Annotated in this window: 20 protein-coding genes; 10 read left to right on the top strand and 10 right to left on the bottom strand. The window is 71.9% G+C overall.

The genetic code is table 11. The features are described from left to right. Positions 1 to 40: 40 nt before the first annotated feature. Positions 41 to 859, top strand: a complete 819-nt coding sequence (locus ACZOOI_RS07390) for an AraC family transcriptional regulator (RefSeq protein WP_391581516.1) — start codon at positions 41 to 43, stop codon at positions 857 to 859. A 127-nt stretch (positions 860 to 986) separates the two neighbouring features. Here the strand turns inward: ACZOOI_RS07390 and ACZOOI_RS07385 are convergent, their stop codons facing one another. Continuing rightward, a complete protein-coding gene (locus tag ACZOOI_RS07385) occupies positions 987 to 2,216 on the bottom strand; it encodes a hypothetical protein (RefSeq protein WP_465279991.1) in 1,230 nt (409 codons plus the stop codon). A gap of 211 nt (positions 2,217 to 2,427) precedes the next feature. Between ACZOOI_RS07385 and ACZOOI_RS07380 the strand changes: the two genes are divergently transcribed. Then, complete coding sequence (locus ACZOOI_RS07380; protein ID WP_465279990.1) at positions 2,428 to 2,949, top strand: DUF7144 family membrane protein; 522 nt, start codon at positions 2,428 to 2,430, stop codon at positions 2,947 to 2,949. 154 nt (positions 2,950 to 3,103) lie between these two features. Here the strand turns inward: ACZOOI_RS07380 and ACZOOI_RS07375 are convergent, their stop codons facing one another. Both ACZOOI_RS07375 and ACZOOI_RS07370 read right to left on the bottom strand, forming a co-directional pair. Next, positions 3,104 to 4,780 (bottom strand): serine/threonine-protein kinase, encoded by a 1,677-nt coding sequence (locus ACZOOI_RS07375; protein WP_465279989.1) that lies wholly within the window; start codon positions 4,778 to 4,780, stop codon positions 3,104 to 3,106. Next, positions 4,777 to 5,760 carry a DMT family transporter gene (locus tag ACZOOI_RS07370; RefSeq protein WP_465279988.1) on the bottom strand — a complete coding sequence of 328 codons (984 nt, stop codon included), beginning with the start codon at positions 5,758 to 5,760 and terminating at the stop codon, positions 4,777 to 4,779. Before ACZOOI_RS07370 ends, ACZOOI_RS07375 begins: the two co-directional genes overlap by 4 nt. A gap of 219 nt (positions 5,761 to 5,979) precedes the next feature. Here ACZOOI_RS07370 and ACZOOI_RS07365 point away from each other — a divergent pair, with 219 nt between their 5' ends. Continuing rightward, the gene (locus ACZOOI_RS07365; RefSeq protein ID WP_465279987.1) at positions 5,980 to 6,744 is read left to right on the top strand and encodes a rhomboid-like protein; all 765 of its coding nucleotides are present in this window, start codon (positions 5,980 to 5,982) and stop codon (positions 6,742 to 6,744) included. On the opposite strand, the gene ACZOOI_RS07360 is transcribed toward ACZOOI_RS07365, so the two are convergent. Then, positions 6,735 to 7,211 (bottom strand): hypothetical protein, encoded by a 477-nt coding sequence (locus ACZOOI_RS07360; RefSeq protein WP_465279986.1) that lies wholly within the window; start codon positions 7,209 to 7,211, stop codon positions 6,735 to 6,737. The two genes, ACZOOI_RS07365 and ACZOOI_RS07360, sit on opposite strands and share 10 nt — an antisense overlap. Positions 7,212 to 7,506: 295 nt before the next feature. Here ACZOOI_RS07360 and ACZOOI_RS07355 point away from each other — a divergent pair, with 295 nt between their 5' ends. The 3 genes from ACZOOI_RS07355 (at position 7,507) to ACZOOI_RS07345 (ending at position 11,115) form a co-directional block, all read left to right on the top strand. Beyond that, positions 7,507 to 7,710, top strand: a complete 204-nt coding sequence (locus tag ACZOOI_RS07355) for a cold-shock protein (protein WP_020554660.1) — start codon at positions 7,507 to 7,509, stop codon at positions 7,708 to 7,710. A 379-nt stretch (positions 7,711 to 8,089) separates the two neighbouring features. Beyond that, complete coding sequence (locus ACZOOI_RS07350) at positions 8,090 to 9,658, top strand: DEAD/DEAH box helicase (RefSeq protein ID WP_465279985.1); 1,569 nt, start codon at positions 8,090 to 8,092, stop codon at positions 9,656 to 9,658. Between the two features lie 398 nt (positions 9,659 to 10,056). Beyond that, complete coding sequence (locus ACZOOI_RS07345; RefSeq protein WP_465279984.1) at positions 10,057 to 11,115, top strand: L,D-transpeptidase; 1,059 nt, start codon at positions 10,057 to 10,059, stop codon at positions 11,113 to 11,115. A gap of 65 nt (positions 11,116 to 11,180) precedes the next feature. Here ACZOOI_RS07345 and ACZOOI_RS07340 read toward each other — a convergent pair whose 3' ends face one another. Both ACZOOI_RS07340 and ACZOOI_RS07335 read right to left on the bottom strand, forming a co-directional pair. Then, positions 11,181 to 11,510, bottom strand: a complete 330-nt coding sequence (locus ACZOOI_RS07340; RefSeq protein ID WP_465279983.1) for a hypothetical protein — start codon at positions 11,508 to 11,510, stop codon at positions 11,181 to 11,183. 29 nt (positions 11,511 to 11,539) lie between these two features. Further along, a complete protein-coding gene (locus ACZOOI_RS07335; protein ID WP_465279982.1) occupies positions 11,540 to 11,899 on the bottom strand; it encodes an RNA polymerase sigma factor in 360 nt (119 codons plus the stop codon). Positions 11,900 to 12,209: 310 nt separating this feature from the next. Between ACZOOI_RS07335 and ACZOOI_RS07330 the strand changes: the two genes are divergently transcribed. From ACZOOI_RS07330 to ACZOOI_RS07320, 3 genes are all read left to right on the top strand, one after another. Continuing rightward, the gene (locus ACZOOI_RS07330) at positions 12,210 to 12,665 is read left to right on the top strand and encodes a tellurite resistance TerB family protein (protein ID WP_391581528.1); all 456 of its coding nucleotides are present in this window, start codon (positions 12,210 to 12,212) and stop codon (positions 12,663 to 12,665) included. A 127-nt stretch (positions 12,666 to 12,792) separates the two neighbouring features. Continuing rightward, positions 12,793 to 13,383 carry a hypothetical protein gene (locus ACZOOI_RS07325; RefSeq protein ID WP_465279981.1) on the top strand — a complete coding sequence of 197 codons (591 nt, stop codon included), beginning with the start codon at positions 12,793 to 12,795 and terminating at the stop codon, positions 13,381 to 13,383. Further along, positions 13,380 to 14,549, top strand: coding sequence for a PrsW family intramembrane metalloprotease (locus ACZOOI_RS07320; RefSeq protein ID WP_465279980.1), 1,170 nt, complete (start codon positions 13,380 to 13,382; stop codon positions 14,547 to 14,549). The genes ACZOOI_RS07325 and ACZOOI_RS07320 overlap by 4 nt, the downstream gene beginning before the upstream one ends. Before the next feature lie 514 nt (positions 14,550 to 15,063). On the opposite strand, the gene trxA is transcribed toward ACZOOI_RS07320, so the two are convergent. After that, positions 15,064 to 15,435: a thioredoxin gene (trxA, locus tag ACZOOI_RS07315; protein WP_360310316.1), complete on the bottom strand. Its 372-nt coding sequence runs from the start codon at positions 15,433 to 15,435 to the stop codon at positions 15,064 to 15,066. Positions 15,436 to 15,686: 251 nt separating this feature from the next. Here trxA and ACZOOI_RS07310 point away from each other — a divergent pair, with 251 nt between their 5' ends. After that, positions 15,687 to 15,947: a hypothetical protein gene (locus ACZOOI_RS07310; protein WP_020554669.1), complete on the top strand. Its 261-nt coding sequence runs from the start codon at positions 15,687 to 15,689 to the stop codon at positions 15,945 to 15,947. Positions 15,948 to 16,169: 222 nt separating this feature from the next. Here the strand turns inward: ACZOOI_RS07310 and ACZOOI_RS07305 are convergent, their stop codons facing one another. The 3 genes from ACZOOI_RS07305 to ACZOOI_RS07295 all read right to left on the bottom strand — a co-directional run bounded on the left by ACZOOI_RS07305 (position 16,170) and on the right by ACZOOI_RS07295 (position 18,002). Next, positions 16,170 to 16,982 (bottom strand): serine hydrolase domain-containing protein, encoded by an 813-nt coding sequence (locus ACZOOI_RS07305; RefSeq protein ID WP_465279979.1) that lies wholly within the window; start codon positions 16,980 to 16,982, stop codon positions 16,170 to 16,172. A gap of 11 nt (positions 16,983 to 16,993) precedes the next feature. Then, on the bottom strand, positions 16,994 to 17,527 hold the full coding sequence (locus ACZOOI_RS07300; protein WP_465279978.1) for an arsenate reductase/protein-tyrosine-phosphatase family protein: 534 nt from the start codon (positions 17,525 to 17,527) through the stop codon (positions 16,994 to 16,996). Between the two features lie 169 nt (positions 17,528 to 17,696). Continuing rightward, the gene (locus ACZOOI_RS07295; protein ID WP_465279977.1) at positions 17,697 to 18,002 is read right to left on the bottom strand and encodes a GNAT family N-acetyltransferase; all 306 of its coding nucleotides are present in this window, start codon (positions 18,000 to 18,002) and stop codon (positions 17,697 to 17,699) included. Positions 18,003 to 18,126: the final 124 nt, after the last annotated feature.

Here is an 18,126-nt window from a genome sequence, read left to right as displayed (position 1 = left end):
CCTTCGCGGCCGGCGCCCGCCGCCGTACGATCGGCGCACCATGATCTTCGCGCGCTACCTCACGCCCGCCAAGGAGCACCAGCGGCTCGGCCTGGTGTGCCTGGGCGTGGGCTGGCAGCAGGTCACCGCGATGCAGTTCGAGGGCCGGGTGCTGGGCTGCTACCAACTCACCCTGATCACCGGCGGATCGGGCTGGTTCCGCTCCGGCAACCGGCACGCGCCGCGGATCCCGGTCCAGGCGCCGGCGGCCTTCCTGCTCTTCCCCGGCGAGTACCACGCCTACAGCCCCGACCCCACCGGGTGGCGCGAGCATTGGGTGCTGTTCGAGGGGCCGACCGCCGCGGCGTACGAGGACCTGGGTTTTCTGGACCGGGCCGAGCCGGTGATGTCGCTGGGCGGGGTGCGGCCGCTGCGCCAGGGCTTCGACCGGTTGCTGACCGCGGTGGAGCCGGGGGCGCCCAACCGCGAGGTGGTCACCTCCGCGATCGTGCACCAGTTGATCATCGACCTGAAGACGATCCGGGTCGACGAGGACGGCTCGCGCGTGGTCCGCTACTTCGACGAGCACGCCACCGAGCCGCTCACCGTCGGCGAGCACGCGCGGCGGCTGGGCCTGGACGAGGCGGGCCTGCGCAGCGAGATGCAGCGCGCGACCGGCACCACGCCCAAGGAGTACATCGTGCGCACCCGGTTGTCCCGGGCCAAGCGCCTGCTCCTGGCCACCGACCAGTCCATCCACGAGGTGGCCCGCAACGTCGGCTACGACGACCCGGCCTACTTCGCCCGGCTGTTCTCCCGCCGGGTCCAGCAGTCGCCGTCGGAATTCCGGCGCACCGGGCAGACGTCGGGTCAGACCTGAGCCGGGTCGATGTACCGCGGCGCCTCGGGTGCGCCCGCCCTGCGCAGCGGCTCCTTCCCGGCCGGGAAGGCACCGGTGGTGATCGCGAAGACCACCAGCGCGCAGGCCGACGACCACCGGACCCGGTCTAGGCCGGCTTGCCGCTCCCGGCCGCCGCGAGCACCTCCAAAAGCGCCACGACGGCCAGGACGACCACCACGATCAGGAGCACCGAGGACCACGTCGGGTAATTCCACAACGCCAGCCAGACCGCGCCGAGCAAGCCCACCACGGCGTAGACCGGGCCTCGCCGCGCAGCCACGAAGCGGCCCACCGATCCGGTGCCCAGGCCGGTCCGAGCCAGTGCGCCGCCCGCCGCGTCGGGTCCGGCGGCCAGGGCGCGTCGGACGCTCGGGGCCGGCCACGCGGGACCGACCAGGAAGGCGGCGACCGCGATCGCCGCAGCGATCACCGCGAGGGTGCGGGTGGTCTCGCGCAGGAACCGCACCAGTGCGTCGAAGACCGCCGCCGCCGCGTCCCGGGACACCTCCCGCGGCAACTCGTCCAGGTAGTACCGGCGGGCGACGACGAGCCCGATGGCGAGCACGAGCAGGGCGAGCAGGGTGCCCAGACCCGCCCACATGAGCACCGGGCGGCGACGCGGTGCGACGCAGACGCCCACGACGAACAGCACCACCACCAGGATCGGCAGCCAGGTGCCCGCGGTTTCCAGGAACCGGAACGCGTCCTGACCCTTGCGCAGCCCGTCGCGGTGCAGCAGGACGAACCGCTGCTCGGTGCTCGGGATGTTCGTCGCGATCGAGAAGCCCCGATCCACCAGGCTCTGCCGGACCCGGTCCACCATCGGACCCAGGTCCAGTACCACCTCGCCGCCGGACGTGGTCACCGTGGCGTCGTCCTTGCCCTCCAGCGCGCGCAGCGCGGAGGCGTGAGCGATCCGGAGCGCGTCACGCCACACGGGGTCGAACGCGTCGGTCGTGACGAACGCGCGCGTGGCCTGATCGGTCACGCCCCTGAGCAGGCTCTGCAACGATCCGGAGAACGGCCCCGACCCGTCGTCGGGATCAAGCCCGAGCGCCTGGCGCAGCGCGTCGGTCAGGCTGCCCACGTCCACCGCCCGCACGACGGCTTCGGCCACCCGATCCGCGACCTCGGCCTGGACGGCCGGGTTCGAGGACAGCGGCCCCAGCGTGGCCACGAAGCGATCGGTGTCGCCGACCTCGTCGTCCGCCCATGCGGCCGTCACCGCGACCGGGGTGAGGATGCAGGCCAGGGCCACCAGTACGGACGCCACGGCGACCCGCCACCGGTGCCGACCCCGGGTTCGCTTGCCCGACTCGGGCGCCGACTCGGACATCTGTGTCGTCCTCCCCGCTCGTGACCAGGTGTCCCGGGGCGGGTTCCATCAAATCCGGACATCTACTCCTACTCGGCAAAAGGTGCAGAGCATGCCAAGCCGTGCCAAGGTGCGAGAAGGCCGACTTGCAAGGTCGCGGGCCCCCGCGACGGCCGGCAATCGGTACAAGGCAAAACCTTCCCGGCCGCCCGGCCGGGGTTGGGAGTAGGCCATGAACAGCACAACCCGCAGGTCGAGCGCTTGGTCCGGGTGGGTGGCTTTCGCCGGATGCACCCTGCTCGTCCTGGGTGTCCTCAACCTCTTCCAGGGGCTCACGGCACTGTTCTCGGACGGGTACTTCGTCACCCGTTCCGGTGAACTCCTGGTGTGGAACTACAACACGTGGGGCGTCATCCTGCTGATCTTCGGCGGGTTGCAACTGCTCGTCGGCGGAGGACTGCTCACCGGAGCGACCTGGGCCCGCGTGGTCGGTACGTTCCTGGTGATGATGAACATCATCGGCGAGATCGGCTTCCTGGCCGCGCATCCGGCCTGGTCCACCATCGTGATCGCGCTCGACCTGGTCGTCCTGTTCGCACTGACCGTGCGCTGGGACGCCGCCCAGGGCTACGACCGGGACGAGACGGTCTCCGAATGGCGAGCCCGGGACGAACGCCGCCGCACCGGCACCGGCACCGGCACCGGCACCGGCGCCGCACGCACGGGCGCCGAACGCGACGAACCGATGACGTAGCGCAAGCACACCATCCGCCACGCACGGACCCGACCGGGGTCTCGTGCGTGGCGGATTTCTGCACTCGGCGATCGCCGCGGCAGGCGCACCCGGCGGCAACAGGAGCACCCGCCGCCCGGACGGGCACGGTCCGGCCCGCCGCCACGCCGGCGGCCTACGAACGCAGCCACATCGCTTCCTGCCCGCGACCGTGGGCGTCGAGGAAGCGGGCGAGCTGACCGGCCGCCGCCGGGTGCCCCTCGGCCAGGGCGCGGCGATACATCTCCTCCGCCTCGCGGGTGCGCCCGCGCCGCTCCAGCAGGACGGCGAGGCCGAGCGCGGCGTCCGGGTGGCCCTCGGTGCACGCGCGGCGGTAGAGCTTCTCCGCCTCCTTCAACCGGCCGCGTGCACCCAGCAACCCGGCCAGGTTGACCGCGGCGTCCGGGTGGCCCTGCGCATAGACGTGCCGGAACAACTGCTCGGCCTCGTCCGGGCGGCCGGAGCCGGCCAGAAGCAGGCCGAGGTTGTTCGCCGCGTCGTCGTGGCCGTGCGCGGACGCGTGCCGGAAGAGCATCTCGGCCTCCGGCGCCCGGCCGAGCCGCACCAGCAGGCGGCCCAGATTGTTCGCGGCGTCCGGGTGGCCCTGTGCCAACGCACGGCGATACAACTCCTCGGCCTCGCCGACTCGGTCGTGGGCCGCGAGCAGGTCGGCGAGGTCGTTGGCGGCCTCCGGGTGGTCGCGGGCCAGCGCCTCCCGGTACAGCGCCTCGGCCTCGGTCTCGCGGCCGGTGTCCGCGAGGTGGTAGGCCAGTTGCACGGCGGCGTCCGGATCGCCGGCCGCCGCCGCCCGACGCAGCTGCGGCTCCTCGTCCTCGCCGGAGGCCGCCAGGGGGGTCGGGAACGGCGCCGCGACGGGGGTCGGGAACGGCGCCGGCGGGGGCGGGCCGAGCGGGGGCTGCGGCGGGGCGGCCGGGGGCGGTACCGGCGGAGCCGGCATCGGCGGTGGTGCGACGGGTGGCCGCGGCCGGTCCGCCGGGGTCGCCGGGGGCGTTTCGGTCAGCCGCGCGGCGACCGCGGCCGCGTCGGCGGGGCGCCGCGCGGGGTCCTTCGCCAGCAGGTCCAGGACCAGTCGGCTCAGCTGCGCCGGCACGTCCGCGCGGCGCCGCTCGGGCGGTTCCGGAATCGCGTCGAGCTGGGCGTACACCGTGGCGGCGACGTCGCCGGTGCCGAACGGCGGTGTCCCGGTGAGCAGTTCGTAGAGCACGCAGCCCAGGGCGTACAGGTCCGAGCGCGGCTCGGCGGGATGCCCGCGCAGCCGCTCCGGTGCGGTGTAGGCGAGTGTGCCCAGCAGGCGCGTGCCGGTCGCGGCGACCGCCGCGAGGTGCCCGGCCAGGCCGAGGTCGAGCACCCGCACCCGGCCGTCCTCGCCCACGAACAGATCGGCGGGCTTGAGGTCGCCGTGCACCAGACCGGCCCGGTGCGCGTGCCCGAGCGCGGCACACACCTGCGTCGCCCACGCCGACACGGTCGCCGGCTTCGGCAGGCCCGCGCGCAACGTCGCCCGCAGGTCGCGGCCGGCGAGCAACTCGGTGACCAGGAACGGGGTGTCGTCCGTGTCCTGCCCGACGTCGAGGACGGCGACCAGGCCCGGATGCTCCAACGCCGCCGCGGTGCGCGCCTCGCGCACGAACAGCGCCGCGGCCTCCTCGTCGGGCGGGCCGTGCAGCAGCTTGACCGCGACGTCGCGGGATTCGGTGAGGTCGCGCGCGGCCCACACCCGACCGAGGCCACCGCGACCGCGCTGCTCCAGGAGCTCGTACCGGTCCGTCAGGACCCGACCCACCGCTGTCACGACATCTCCCTCGTCCGGTCGCCGTCGGGGAGATCCTGCCGCACCGGCGGCCGATCGGCGGCCTTCGGGTCGGGCCCGTCGACCGGCCGCCGGCCGCCGCCCCGCGAGACCGCGACGCCGGCCAGGCACAACGCGCCGCCGACGAAGGTCAGCGGGCCGGGCACCTCGCTCAGGAAGACCCAGGCGAGCAGCACCACGATGGCCGGCACCGCGTACGTCGTACTGCCCATCCGGCCCGCGGTGGTGCGGGCCAATGCGTACGCCCACGTGGTGAAGCCCAGCGCGGTGGGAAAGACGCCCAGGTAGATCACGTTGAGCGTGGCCGAGAGCGGCGCGTCGGCGGTCTGCTCGACCAGTTGGCCGGCGAACGGCAGGCAGCACACCATGCCGACGAAGCAGCCGTACGCGGTGACCCGGAGCGCGGAGGTGTGCCGCAGCGCGGGCTTTTGTGCGACCACGCCGGCCGCGTACGACAACGCGGCGAGCACGCACAGGCCCACGCCCAGCAGCGGGGCCCCGCCGCCGTCGGACATCGAGACGCCCACCACGACCGCGCCCGTGAACGAGACGCCGATGCCGGCCAGCAGGCGCGGCGCGAAGCCCTCCTCGAGCAACCAGCCGCCGAGCAGCGCGATCGCGATCGGGCCGATGTTGACCACCATCGCCGCGGTGCCCGCGTCCACCTTGCGCTCGCCCCAGTTCAGCACCGCCATGTACAGGCCGAACCACAACACCCCGGAGAGCAGGATGCCCGGCCACGCGGCGCGCGGCGGCAGGCCCTCGCGGCGGACCAGCAGGATCACACCGAGCACCAGCGAACCGGCGAGCATCCGGCCCAGGGCCAGCGCTCCGGGCGCGAAGTGCGCGCCCGCGCTGCGGATGGACACGAACGCGGACGCCCAGAACACGACCGTGGCGGCGGCCGCCGCCACGGCGCGCCGGTCGACGCCGGTCGCCGGGTGAAGACGTGTATCCGACATCGTGCGGACCCCTCTGTGCCGGCGGCCCGGGTCGGCCGCTGCCGAAGCGTTCACCGGTGGCGGACGCGCTTGCGAACACGACGGTAGGGGCCGGTCCTTTCGGTGCCCACCGAATTGTCCGCCGCCCCGATCCGGGGCCGAGCCGCGGCGACCCGGCTTCGTGATGCAGCATGGTGGTTTCGTGCCGCGTCCCCGCACCGGCCCAAGGAGAGTCGCACCGTGAGTCGGAACCCCGCGAGCCGTCTGCGTGACCTGGTCGGATACCCGCGCCGCAGCCCGGCGACGTTCGCCGTCCTGGTCCTGCTCGCGATCACCGGCGTCGTGGTCGGCCGGCTCATGTCGGAGACCGACGCCGATCGGCTCCTGGGCGACATCAGTACGAACCTCGACAACCTGCACCACCACCCGTTGCGCGCGATGGCGGGCAGCCTGATGGTCGCGGACGTGCACGGCACCCTGTCCGGCAACGTGCTGACGATCGGGTTCGGGCTCGGCGTGTGCATGGCGTACCTGGAGCAGCGGGTCGGCACACTGCGGGCGGTCGGCGTCACGGTGCTCGGACACGTGGGTGCGACGCTCGTCACAGCGGTGGTGCTGATCGTGGCGATCGACGCCGGGACGTATCCACCGGAAACCCGGTACACGCTCGACTACGGGGTGAGCTACGCCTCGATGGCGGCCATAGCGGCGATCACGCCGCTGCTGCCCGGGCGGCTGCGGCCCTGGTGGGCCCTCGGGTGCCTGCTGTACCCGTTCTCGTCCGTGCAGTGGTACGGCGATCTGCCGGACTTCACCACGATCGGGCACGTCTCGGCGGCGCTGATCGGCCTCGGGTCCGGCTACCTGTTCTCGGGACGGCTGCGGCCGGCGTCGCCGGATGTGGCGGCGGCCGATGCCGCGCTCCCGCCGACCGCGGACCCGCTCCCGGAGGTCGCCGGGAACGGGCCGGCGCAGCCGGGCGGGGCGCGTTCGGGTCAGACCTGAACCGGCGGCACCCGCCACTCGATCTGCACGCGCTCCTCCAGCGGCAGTTCCTCCGGGCCGAGCGCCACGTGGTCGATGACGTAGCGGAAGAGCAGCACCACCGCGTCGGACTCCATGTCCGGCAGGGTTTCCCGGGTGGCCCCGAGCACGTCCAGGAGCAGGACCGGGTCGGACTCCAACTCTTCGATCTCCTCGGCCAGTTCGGCATCGAGGTCGTCACCGGCGGCGAGCGCCGCGATGGACCGGGCGACGAAGGCCGGCTCGGACTCCAGGCGGATCAGCACCTGCTCGGTGACGAAGGCGTCGAGCAGATCGGCGTCGATGTCGATGCCGCCGCCGGAGCATCCGCACCCGTCGCCGCAGCCGCCGCCGGCGCTGACGTCCTCCAGGGTGAGGGGGTTGCCGATGGTGGAGAGGGAGATCGGCTGGGCCGAGTCGTCGGACGCGGGGAAGTCGGAGGAGGACACGCGAACCCTTCGGGAGGCTGGGAGGTCGGCCGGGGGACCGGCGGAGCGTCCATGGTCGCACCCGGTGTCCGGGCATGCGGCCGGCACAAGATCGAGAGGATCCCGCCGGCCGGGCCGTCCGGCGTGCTAACGTTAATTGCTGCTGTGGTTCCCATGGAATTTTCTGTGCGCCTGCTGGTTGTAGCCAACAGGTGCACTTTTGTTTTTCCGGTGTCCATCTCCGGGCGGGGTAATCAGCAACGATTCGGGTTTCGCAGGGTGCGAGATCCCGGTACTGCCCCGAAGGGGAAGATACGTGGCTACTGGCACCGTGAAGTGGTTCAACGGCGAAAAGGGCTTCGGCTTCATCGAGCAGGACGGTGGCGGCCCCGACGTCTTCGCCCACTACTCGAACATCAACGCTCAGGGCTTCCGTGAGCTGCAGGAGGGCCAGAAGGTCTCCTTCGACGTCACGCAGGGCCAGAAGGGCCCGCAGGCGGAGAACATCAACATCGTCTGACCTGTCTCATGGGCGTGGCCTCGGCCGCGCAGCGAGGGCCCGCGCCGCAAGGTGCGGGCCCTTCCCGTGGCCGGCGGCCCCTTCCGGGGCGGCGGTCCTTCCGACCGGGAAGGCCACGGTGCAGCACCCCAGGCGGACGCTCCACGTCCGCCGATCAGGACCCTGCCCGACGCGACCTCGTCGCGCGGCCTCGCACGGTCCGGCACATCGGCCGCCGCTCTTCGGCAGGCGCCCGACCGTTGCGCACTATCTCGACGCGAGTGACCCGAGTCACCACGTCGGTTCTTTTTCAGCTAGTTCGGCTCGTTCTTGCGACTCCTTGTGCGGCGTCATGCCGCGGAGACGTCCTCGATACGCGCCGCATCGAGGAAGGTTCTCCATGAATCGCACCCCCCGTTCCAACGACCGATACAGCCGCACCGGCGGCAGCGCCGGTGGCCGCAGTGGCGGCTACGGCGGCGGCTCCGGCGGCGGCCGCGGCCGTGGCGGCGCCCCGGCGGGCAACCGTCGCAAGCCGATGACCGCGGGTCCCGTGGCCGAGTTCGCGCTGCCGGTCAGCACCACGCCGTCGCTGCCCGCGGTGGACGCGTTCGCCGATCTGGACATGCCCAAGCCGCTGCTGTCCGCGCTCACCCGTCAGGGCGTCACCGAGCCGTTCCCGATCCAGGCGGCCACGCTGCCCAACGCGCTGGTCGGCCGGGACGTGCTCGGTCGCGGACGGACCGGCTCGGGCAAGACGCTCGCGTTCGGCCTCGCGCTGCTCGCCCGGATCGCCGGTCGGCGGGCCGAGAGCAAGCAGCCGCTCGCCCTGGTCCTGGTGCCCACCCGCGAACTCGCACAGCAGGTCACCGACGCGCTGATGCCGTACGCCAACTCGGTCCAGCTGCGGATGACCACGGTCGTCGGCGGCATGTCGATCGGCCGTCAGGCCAGCTCGCTCCGCAACGGCGCCGAGGTCGTGGTGGCCACCCCGGGCCGGCTCAAGGACCTGATCGACCGCGGCGACGCGCGACTGGACGCGGTCGGCATCACGGTGCTCGACGAGGCCGACCAGATGGCCGACATGGGCTTCATGCCGCAGGTCACCGCGCTGCTCGACCAGGTGCAGCCGGACGGCCAGCGGATGTTGTTCTCGGCCACGCTCGACCGCAACGTCGACCGCCTGGTCAAGCGCTTCCTGTCCGACCCGGTCGTGCACTCGGTCGACCCCTCGCAGGGCGCGGTCACCACGATGGAGCACCACGTGCTGCACGTGACCGAGGCCGACAAGCACACCGCCGCGACGCACATCGCGGCGCGTGAGGGCCGGGTGATCATGTTCATGGACACCAAGCACGCGGTGGACCGGCTCACCCGCCAGATGTTGCAGAGCGGCGTCCGCGCCGCGGCGCTGCACGGCGGCAAGTCCCAGCCGCAGCGCACCCGCACCCTGGAGCAGTTCAAGAGCGGGCATGTCACCGCGCTGATCGCGACCAACGTCGCGGCGCGCGGGATCCACGTGGACGGTCTGGACCTGGTCGTCAACATCGACCCGCCGACCGACCACAAGGACTACCTGCACCGCGGCGGTCGTACCGCCCGCGCCGGCGAGTCGGGCAGCGTCGTGACGCTGGTCACGCCGAACCAGCGCCGGGAGATGGCCCGCCTGATGATGATCGCCGGCATCGAGGCGTCGACCATCCAGGTCCGCTCGGGCGACGAGGAGCTCACCCGGGTCACCGGTGCGCAGGTGCCCTCGGGCATCCCGGTCGTGATCTCCTCGCCGGTGTCCGAGACCCCGCGTCGCGGTGGCTCGGCCGGTGGCCGCGGTCGCGGTCGTCGTCCCGGTCAGGGTGGCGGCAGCGGTACCGGACGTCGTCCGTCCACCGCGGCCGGTGCCTCCTCGGCCCGTACCGGTGGTTCCGCCGCCGGTGGCGGCGCTCCGCGCCGGCGTACCGCCGCCGCGTAGTCGGCACCCGCCGGTCGATCGGCGGGCGGCCTGCGAACGCTCGGCAACTCCGAAGCCGCGTCCGGGATTTTCCCGGGCGCGGCTTCGTGTCGTGCCGGGGGATCGGTTGCGTCGGAGCGGTGTCGACACCGTCACATCGCCCACGGGCATGGGGAATTGATCCGCATTGTTACTGTTGAACGATCCCCGGTCGTCCAAGTTCGTGAGGTCAGCACGTGCGAAAGCCCCTGATATCCGGCTCCCGCAAGGGAATTCGCGTGGTTGCGCTGCCGCTTGCCGCGGCTGCCGTACTGCTCACGGGGTGCGGCTCGGGAGGGTCCGACAAGGCGACGAAGTCGGATGCGGCGCAGGCGAAGCCGAGCTCGGGCGAAAATGAGGCGAAGGACACACCGGCGCGGGTGAGCGTGGATCCGGTGGACGGCACCCAGGGAGTCGTGCCGGGCAAGCCGATCACGGTGACCGCGGACTCCGGGACGCTGGGATCGGTGCGGGTCGTGGACGCGCAGAACCGGGCGATCGAGGGCACGACGGCGCCGGACGGGCGCACCTGGACCTCGACCACGCGGACCGTGCCGGGCGCGGCCTACACGGTGACCGTCACCACGCGTGACAAGAAGGGCGTGGAGACCGCCGCGGCCACCAGCAGGTTCGGCACGCTCAAGGCGGACATCGTGAACAAGGTCACGCTGCGGCCGGCCAACGGCGGCACGTTCGGCGTCGGCCAGCCGGTGTCGATCATGTTCGACCACGCGGTCAAGGACAAGGCCGAGGTCGAGCGCAACCTCAAGGTCACCACGACCCCGAACGTCGAGGGCTCGTGGGGCTGGACCAAGGACCAGTCCGGCAAGGACCGGGTCGACTGGCGGCCGCGCGAGTTCTGGCCGAGTGGCACCAGGATCACCCTGAACGCGAACCTGGCGGGGGTGGCCGGCGCCCCCGGCTCGTACTTCACCCGCGACTACGAGAGCACCTTCACGGTCGGCACGAACCGGGTCGTCGAGGTGGACGTCCCCAAGCACCGGTTGACCGTGATCGAGGACGGCGTGGCGGTCAGGACGATCAAGATGTCGGCCGGTTCGAGCGAGTTCCCCACCCGCGGTGGCACGCACGTGATCCTGAACAAGAACGCCAAGGAGACGCTCGACTCGACCACGGTCGGCCTCGGGGACAGCTACAACCTTCCGGACGTCCCGTGGGTGGTGCACTTCACCTCCTCCGGCACCTTCTTCCACTCGGCCGCGTGGAACACCGCCAACATCGGCGTCGCGAACACCAGCCACGGCTGCGTCGGGATGACCGTCGCGGACGCGGAGTGGTTCTACAACCGGGTCCAGGTCGGCGACCCGGTCGTGGTCAAGGGTTCGACCAACACCGAGGCCACCGAGCCCGGCAACGGCTTCGGCAACTGGCAACTGACCTACGCCCAGTGGAAGGCCAAGAGCGCCCTTACCGGCTGAGCCGCGCACACCGGGCCCGGCCGTACCGACCGGGCCCCGGGTCACAGCCCTACCGGAGCGGGGTTCTACCTGTCGGATGTCCGGTCGGTGGCCCCGGGCGGCCGGGCGGTCTCGGTCGGGGAATCGTGGGTCGGTGCCTCCTCGTCCAACAGGGCCGGGCCGACCTCGGCGGGCAGCGGGTATTCCGGATCGGCCGCGACCATCTCGGTGGCGATCCACCCCAGCGCATGGCCGCGAATGGTGGTCACCACCGTTCCGCGCTTGCCGTCACCGGTCCAGGACCAGATATCCGTGCCGGGCACGTTGCTCGGTACGTGGGTCATGCACGGTGCCGCCGCGGCCTGCCATGAGGCGTAGATCTGCTGCGCGTTGGCCTCGACGGTTTGCGGACTCACCCAGACTCCTCCGGCGACCACGCACGCGGTCAACGGAGGACAGCCGCTGTAGCGCCGCGACCAGCGCGACGTGATCCGGTGAGATCGCGGGCGCGGGCGACGCTTCTCCGTGCCGGAAGTGCGCGCGCATACGATTGCGCGCGCCGCCAGTTCCCGACCGCGATCCGGCGGGCGACGACCCGGATCCAGCCGGTCGGATCCCCGGAGGCGGTGAGTGTGGCCCAGCGCGTCCAGGCTCGGGAGTAGGCCTCCTGGACGGCGTCCTCCGCGTCCGCGAGATTGCCGGTCAGGGCGTAGATCACGCCGGTCATTCGTTGGGAGGTGGCCAGATAGAAGGCGTCGAACTCGGCCTTTCGCTCGGCATCCGCGGTGCTGTCGGTTCTCGGCATGCCTTCGGGTGCCTCCGTTCTCGTCGCATCTCGTATTCGTCGGTTTCGGCACATGCACGCCCGGACGAGGACGGGTGTTACAGGGGCGGCCGAATTCTTTTCGACGGCGGTCTCGGCAGCGGGGCAACGCCCGCCCCGGAGGCGACGCAGGCCGCCGGGGTTCAGCCGACCGGGGGCGACCGGTCGGACCTCGGGGCGCCGTAGGTTGGCGAATGGATTCTGCAAGCGTGGTGGGGGAGAGGTATCTTCTACGGGTCTGTAGATAAACGGCTCGAAGCGTGCGTGCGTGTGCGCGGGACAGGGGACCTCGATGGCTCTGTGGGACAAGTTCAAGCAGTCGGCCCAGACGATGCAGGGACAGTTGGAGGCGAAGAAGAACGAGCTGAAGAGCGGCGGCTTCCGGGACGCGAGCATGGCGATCTGCGCTCTGGTGGCCGCGGCCGACGGCTCGATCGACCCGGCCGAGCGGCAGCGCGTCACCGCGCTGATCACCACCAACGACGTGCTGCGCAACTTCGCCGCGAGCGACCTGGAGCAGCGCTTCGAGGCCTACCTGGCCAAGCTCACCGCCGACTTCGAGCTGGGCAAGGTGTCCCTGCTCCAGGACATCGGCAAGGTCAAGAAGAAGCCGACCGAGGCGCGTGCGGTGATCCAGATCGGCATCGTCATCGGCGGTGCCGACGGCCACTTCGACAAGACCGAGCAGGCCGTCGTGCGGGACGCGTGCTTCGCACTCGACCTCGCGCCGGTCGAGTTCGGCCTCTGATCCCGGTCGGGGTCGACGGCAGGGCGTAACCACCCCGCCGGTTCGGCCAACCCTTTCGAGGGACCGATTCCGCCCGACGGCCGATGTTCGTCGGGCGGAATCCCGGGCCTCGTCGGACGTTGGAGACATGACCGACGCCCGCATCCGCTCCGGGCCGCGGCGGGCTCGTTGGTGGGGGCCGCTTGCGGTTGCCGCCGTTTTGGTGCTGCTCGCCGGCGGGTGGCCGCTGATCGGGTCGTGGATCGCAGGCGACAAGCGAATCACGGCGGGCACGGTGTTCCGGGTCGGGCCGGACGAGCACCATCGCGCCTGGTTCCGGGTCGGCTCCGGTTGGACGCTTGACCAGGCGGCGACCACCCCCTCGCGGGTGTTCGTGCTGCGGCACGGGGAGGTCGACCTGTCGATCGCGTACATCTCGCTGCCTCGGAGCGAGGACGCGGACGCGTTGTGGAGCGGGCTGCGCGAGACGATCCGGGTCGCCGACCGGCACGCCCGGCTCGGCCCGCCGGGGCCGGTGGTCGCCGACGCCGGGGCGCAGGGCATGGTCGGCACGCTGACCCGGGGCGGTGACACCGGGCGGGCGGTGATCTATCCGGGCCCCGACGGCGCGTTCGCGATCCGGCTGATCGCGCTCGCGCCGCCGGACAGCACCGATCCGGAATGGCTGCCGGTACGGGACGTGATGCGGTCGTTGACGTTCACCGAGGCGGCGGCGTGAGCGGTGTCGGGGTCCGGCCGGCCGGCGAGCGCCTCGCACCGGTCGCCGCGACGGTGGCACTGCTCGCGTGTCTGTTCGGCCTCGGTGTGATCGGTTACGAATACCGGGACGTGGTCCGGGTGTTCCCGGCGGCGGCCGCGCTCGCGGGCTTTCTGCTCCTGCTCACCCTCGGCGTCGGCTACCTGCTGCCCCGCCGGATCCGCCCGGTCGTGGCGCCCGCGCACGCGACCTCGCTGATGTGTGTCGGCTGGGGGATGACCGCCGCGACCGGCTGCGCGATCCCGGCCAACAGCGGTCTGGGCGGGATTTGGGCGAAGACCCGGGGCGTCGACTTCGCCGACTCGTGGGGCGCCGCGTCGACCGCGCCGTTCAACGAGGAGACGCTCAAGGTGTGCGGCGTGATCATCCTCGCGCTGATCGCCTCGCGCGCTATCCACGCGCCGATCGACGGCTGGGTGTACGGAGCCCTGGTCGGCCTGGGCTTCCAGGCGGTGGAGAACCTGCTGTACGCGCTGAACACCATCCTGCTGGACGGCGCGACCGATCCAGGTGCGTCGGTGGACGCGTCGTTCGCGGCCCGGGTGGGGATCACCGGGTGGGGTTCGCACTGGGCGATGAGTGCGGTGGCCGGCACCGGTGTCGGCTACCTGGTCGCCCGCGACGGTCGGCCGCCGGCCCGACGGGTGGCGGTCGCGCTCGGCTGCTGGGTGACGGCGATGGGGATGCACTGGCTCTTCAACGCGCCGTTCCTGCCCGGGTGGCGCGGCATCGTGAAGGTCGCGGTGAACCTCGCGATCGCCCTGCTGGTCTACCGAACCGCGCGCCGGCACTACCTGGCCCGGTTCCGGGAAGTGGCCGCGGAGGAGGCGGCAACCGGTGCGATCCGGCCGGAGGAAGCCGAGTTGTTGCCGCGCCGACACGGCCGCCGACAGGCCCGCGGCGGCCCGCGTCCGCGACCGGCACGGGTGCTGATCCGGGAGATCGAGGACGCCCAACTCGCCCTCGTGGCCGCCCGAATCCCACGCGCGGACCCGCAGTCCCGGACATCGGCCGAGTGCCTGCGGGAGGAGATCGCCACCCTGCGGGCACATCTGCGCGGAGGCCGAGTCGCGTCCCCGAGTCGGCCGGCACACGACCGGGAAGAGCCGCCGGCGCCGAGGTGGTGAGCGGTTGCCCGTCCGCGGCGCAGCCGGAGCGGGCGCGGTGTCGGGTCGGCGGACCGGTTGCCGCGTGGCGTGGCGGCGGTTGTGGGAGGTGTCCGGGGTGCGGGCGACCCACCGGCTGCGCCGTGCCCGGTGTGCCGGTCCGCTTCGCGGCCATCGGCCGGTATCCGGCAACTTTTGCAAGATTGCGGTGTTGGAGTTCTACTTGGAGGAGCGAGAGGGGTCCGCAACGGATAGACGCGGAGGAGCGGTCGAGGTCGGGCCGTGCACCGCGCAATCAGGATCCGCGAGAAGTGGATGGGCCCCTCTCGACCGCCTCATCGCGGTGGTGCGGCAAGGCGGTTCGGTAACCCGGTTAGGCACCCGGTTACCTGGAGCAGGCGACACGGAAGCCCGTCGGACATCGGTCCGACGGGCTTCCGGGCTTTGCGACGGGCTCGCCTTCGACAGGCTCCCGGGCGGTCTGTTCGGGCCCACCCGGGGCCTACATGCTCAGTCCTGCGCGGAGCGCAAGTGCTCAGCCCTGGGCGGCGATCTTGCGCTTGACCTCGTCCATGTCCAGCCCCTGCGCCTGCTTGATCAGGTCGACGAGTGCGGCCTCCGGGAGCGCGCCCGGCTGCGAGAACACCACGACGCCGTCCCGGACGAGCATCACGGTCGGGATGGATTGGATCGAGAACGCCTGCGCGAGATCGGTTTCCGCCTCGGTGTCCACCTTGGCGAACACCACGTCGGGGGTCGCCTCCGAGACCTTTTCGAAGGTCGGTGCGAAGGACCGGCAGGGTCCGCACCACGATGCCCAGAAGTCGAGCACGGTCAGCCCGTCGCCGGATACGACCTCTTCGAAGTTCTCCTTGGTCAGTGCGACCGTGGCCATGCGTCCTCCCAAACGTTCGTGCCCCGTGCTGTCTGTCCGTGTCTACGTGCCTGACAACAGGTGCGGGGTCGCGGGCATTCCTGGACTCCTTCCCCGGCCCGTCCGAGCGACTCCCGGAGCGCGGCACACGGCGAGGCCGGGTGGTCCGGGACCGCCGGCGATTCGACTGTGTACGCCCCGTGATCCCAACCGTCACACCCGCACCATAGGCTTGTTCGGACCGGTGCCGAACGCCGGTTACCGTGCAGCCGAGGAGTCCCGCCATGCGCTACACCCGCCGCAGCGTCGTCAGTCTCGCCCCGGCCGAACCCGGCTGGGACGTCGAGGTGACCAAGGCCGGCGAAGAGGCCGTTTTGTGCCCCGTCATCGGCTGGGCCATCGTCGTGCTCGACACCAGCGCCGAGGGGCTGACCGAGACCGCGATCGAGCCCGCGTTCGTGTACGACGGCGCCGTGTACACGCCGGCCGAACTGGCGCATTCGATCGGTGAGCTGGACTACCAGATCATCGAACCCGAGGAGTGATCGGGCCGCGACCGAGTGCTGTCCGGTCGCGGTCGGTCGTGGTGCATCGGCTCCCGTCGCACGGTCGGCGGGAGCCGTCGGCATGGATGGGCCCGCGCCCGAATCGCTCAGCGGGCGTGCTCTCGGGCACCCTCGCTCTCGCTCTCGGTCTCGCCCTCGGCGAACCGGGAGAGCCCGGACCGAACTGCCGCTCCGGGCCGCCCGGTTGGCCGCATTCGCGGATCAGCGCAGTTCGGCGACCACCGCGTCGTTCAGCACCGGCCACACCTCGGCGGCCCAGGGGCCGAACTCGCGGTCGGTCAGGCACACGCAGGCCGCGTCCAGCTCCGGGTCCACCCACAGGAACGTGCCGCACGCGCCGAAGTGGCCGTATGTCGCGGGCGAGTTGGTGGTCCCGGTCCAGTGCGGCGATTTGGTGCCGCGGATCTCGAAGCCCAGCCCCCAGTCGTTGGGCCGCCGGGAGCCGTAGCCCGGCAGTACGCCGTCCAGGCCGGGGAAGACCACCCTGGTGGCCTCGGCCACGGTCTCCGGTGCGAGCAGGCGCGGTGCGAGCAGTTCGGCCGCGAATCGGCTCAGGTCGCGCACGGTGGACACGCCGCCGGCCGCGGGGGAGTCGCCGATCGTGGTCTCGGTCATGCCCAGCGGCGCGAAGACCGCCTGGCGGACGTACTCGCCGAAGGGGATGTCGCACGCCTTCTCGATGGTGGCCCCGAGCAGGTTGAAGCCGGTGTTCGAGTAGATCCGCTTGCGACCGGGGGCGGCGAGGACGCGGTCCTCGTCGAAGGCCAGACCCGAGGTGTGCGCCTGGAGGTGGCGGATCGTGGATCCGGGTGGTCCCGCCGCGTCCCCGGGTTCGATCGCGCCCTCCTCGATCGCGGCGAGCGCCGCGTACGCGGTGAGCAACTTGGTCACCGAGGCGAGTCGGAACGGCTCGTCCACCGGGCCGTGCTCGCCCTTGATCACCCCGTCCCGGGTGATCACGGCGGCGGCGGCCTTCCCGACGGGCCAGGTGTCGATCATGCGCAGGCTGTTCACGGGAGTCGAGCCTACGGTGAGGCCACGCGGGCGCCCAACCGAGGGAGCAGATCGTGCATCAGCGCGGCCAGTTCGTGCGCACACGCGACGAAATCGGCGACCTCGCCGCCGCCCGGGTCGAGCACGTCCTCCCAGTCCGGTTCGAGCTCGACCGATCCGAGATCGAGCCCGGCGAGCCGGCGGGCCAGGGGTTCGTCGGTCGGGCCGGCGGCGGGCAGGTCGCGGACCAGGCGTTTGAGCGTCGCGGTGCGGGCCGCGCCGTGCGGGTGGTGTCGGCGGATGTACCGGACATGCTGGTATTCCTGGACGACCACCAGGTCGGCGGCGGCCACGTGTGCGTCGGTGAGCTGGGTGCTGCGGTGTCCGGGCGCCCGGAGGCCGAGCTCCGTCAGGGCGCTGCGGGTGCGCCAACTGATCGGCAGGCCCTCGACCACGAAGGTGCCGGCGGTGGCCACGGACCATTCGGGCCGGGCGACCCGGGTCAGCTCGCCCGCGATCACCGAGCGGGTGGCGTTGCCGGTGCACACGAACAGGAGCGAGGTCATCCGGACATCATGGCCCCGGCGGCGGGCGGGCCGAGTCCGGGGCGGTGCCGGGTCCGCGGGTCGCGTGTCCGATCGGGCGGTCCCGGTCGTCCCGGACGTCGGCCGACCGGGGTCGTCCTGTCGTCCACGACTCGGTTCGGGCCCGGTCGGGCCGGGACCGTTCGTCGGGTCAGTCCGTGACCTTGCTCGGCGGGGCGTCGTAGACGAGGTCGAAGTAGTCGGGGTGCTTGCCGATCCACGCCTTGACGAACGGGCACAACGGCAGGACCTTGCGCTCGCCGACGCGCACCCGATCGAGCGCTCCGCGGACGAGTGCACCGCCGACGCCCTTGCCCTCGAACCTCGTGTCCACCTCGGTGTGGGTGAACACGATCAGGGTGTCGGTGAGCATGTACTCGGCGAAGCCGGCCAGGTCGCCGTCGACCCGGGCCTCGAAGCGGTTCTGTGCGGGAACGTCCTCGACCGCGATGTCCATGTGATCCCCTCGAATCGGTGTGAGGTCGGCCAATGCCGACCGGACACTCTCTCGTATCCATTCGAACGCATAACGGGGTGGGTCGCGATCCGGGGCGGCGCCGCCCAACGGCTCGACCCGGGTG

Source organism: Embleya sp. L77, from assembly GCF_055557415.1.
The sequence above is the reverse complement of the archived record's forward strand: the minus strand, read 5'-3'. Positions and strand labels throughout refer to the sequence as shown.

Excerpts from the sequence above, each read along its gene's own strand:
- ACZOOI_RS07350 (WP_465279985.1), top strand. The coding sequence starts at position 8,090 with ATGAATCGCACCCCCCGTTCCAACGACCGATACAGCCGCACCGGCGGC.
- ACZOOI_RS07295 (WP_465279977.1), bottom strand. The coding sequence starts at position 18,002 with ATGGACATCGCGGTCGAGGACGTTCCCGCACAGAACCGCTTCGAGGCC.
- ACZOOI_RS07325 (WP_465279981.1), top strand. The coding sequence starts at position 12,793 with ATGACCGACGCCCGCATCCGCTCCGGGCCGCGGCGGGCTCGTTGGTGG.
- ACZOOI_RS07335 (WP_465279982.1), bottom strand. The coding sequence starts at position 11,899 with ATGCCGAGAACCGACAGCACCGCGGATGCCGAGCGAAAGGCCGAGTTC.
- ACZOOI_RS07385 (WP_465279991.1), bottom strand. The coding sequence starts at position 2,216 with ATGTCCGAGTCGGCGCCCGAGTCGGGCAAGCGAACCCGGGGTCGGCAC.
- ACZOOI_RS07390 (WP_391581516.1), top strand. The coding sequence starts at position 41 with ATGATCTTCGCGCGCTACCTCACGCCCGCCAAGGAGCACCAGCGGCTC.
- ACZOOI_RS07310 (WP_020554669.1), top strand. The coding sequence starts at position 15,687 with ATGCGCTACACCCGCCGCAGCGTCGTCAGTCTCGCCCCGGCCGAACCC.
- ACZOOI_RS07330 (WP_391581528.1), top strand. The coding sequence starts at position 12,210 with ATGGCTCTGTGGGACAAGTTCAAGCAGTCGGCCCAGACGATGCAGGGA.
- ACZOOI_RS07300 (WP_465279978.1), bottom strand. The coding sequence starts at position 17,527 with ATGACCTCGCTCCTGTTCGTGTGCACCGGCAACGCCACCCGCTCGGTG.
- ACZOOI_RS07380 (WP_465279990.1), top strand. The coding sequence starts at position 2,428 with ATGAACAGCACAACCCGCAGGTCGAGCGCTTGGTCCGGGTGGGTGGCT.
- ACZOOI_RS07370 (WP_465279988.1), bottom strand. The coding sequence starts at position 5,760 with ATGTCGGATACACGTCTTCACCCGGCGACCGGCGTCGACCGGCGCGCC.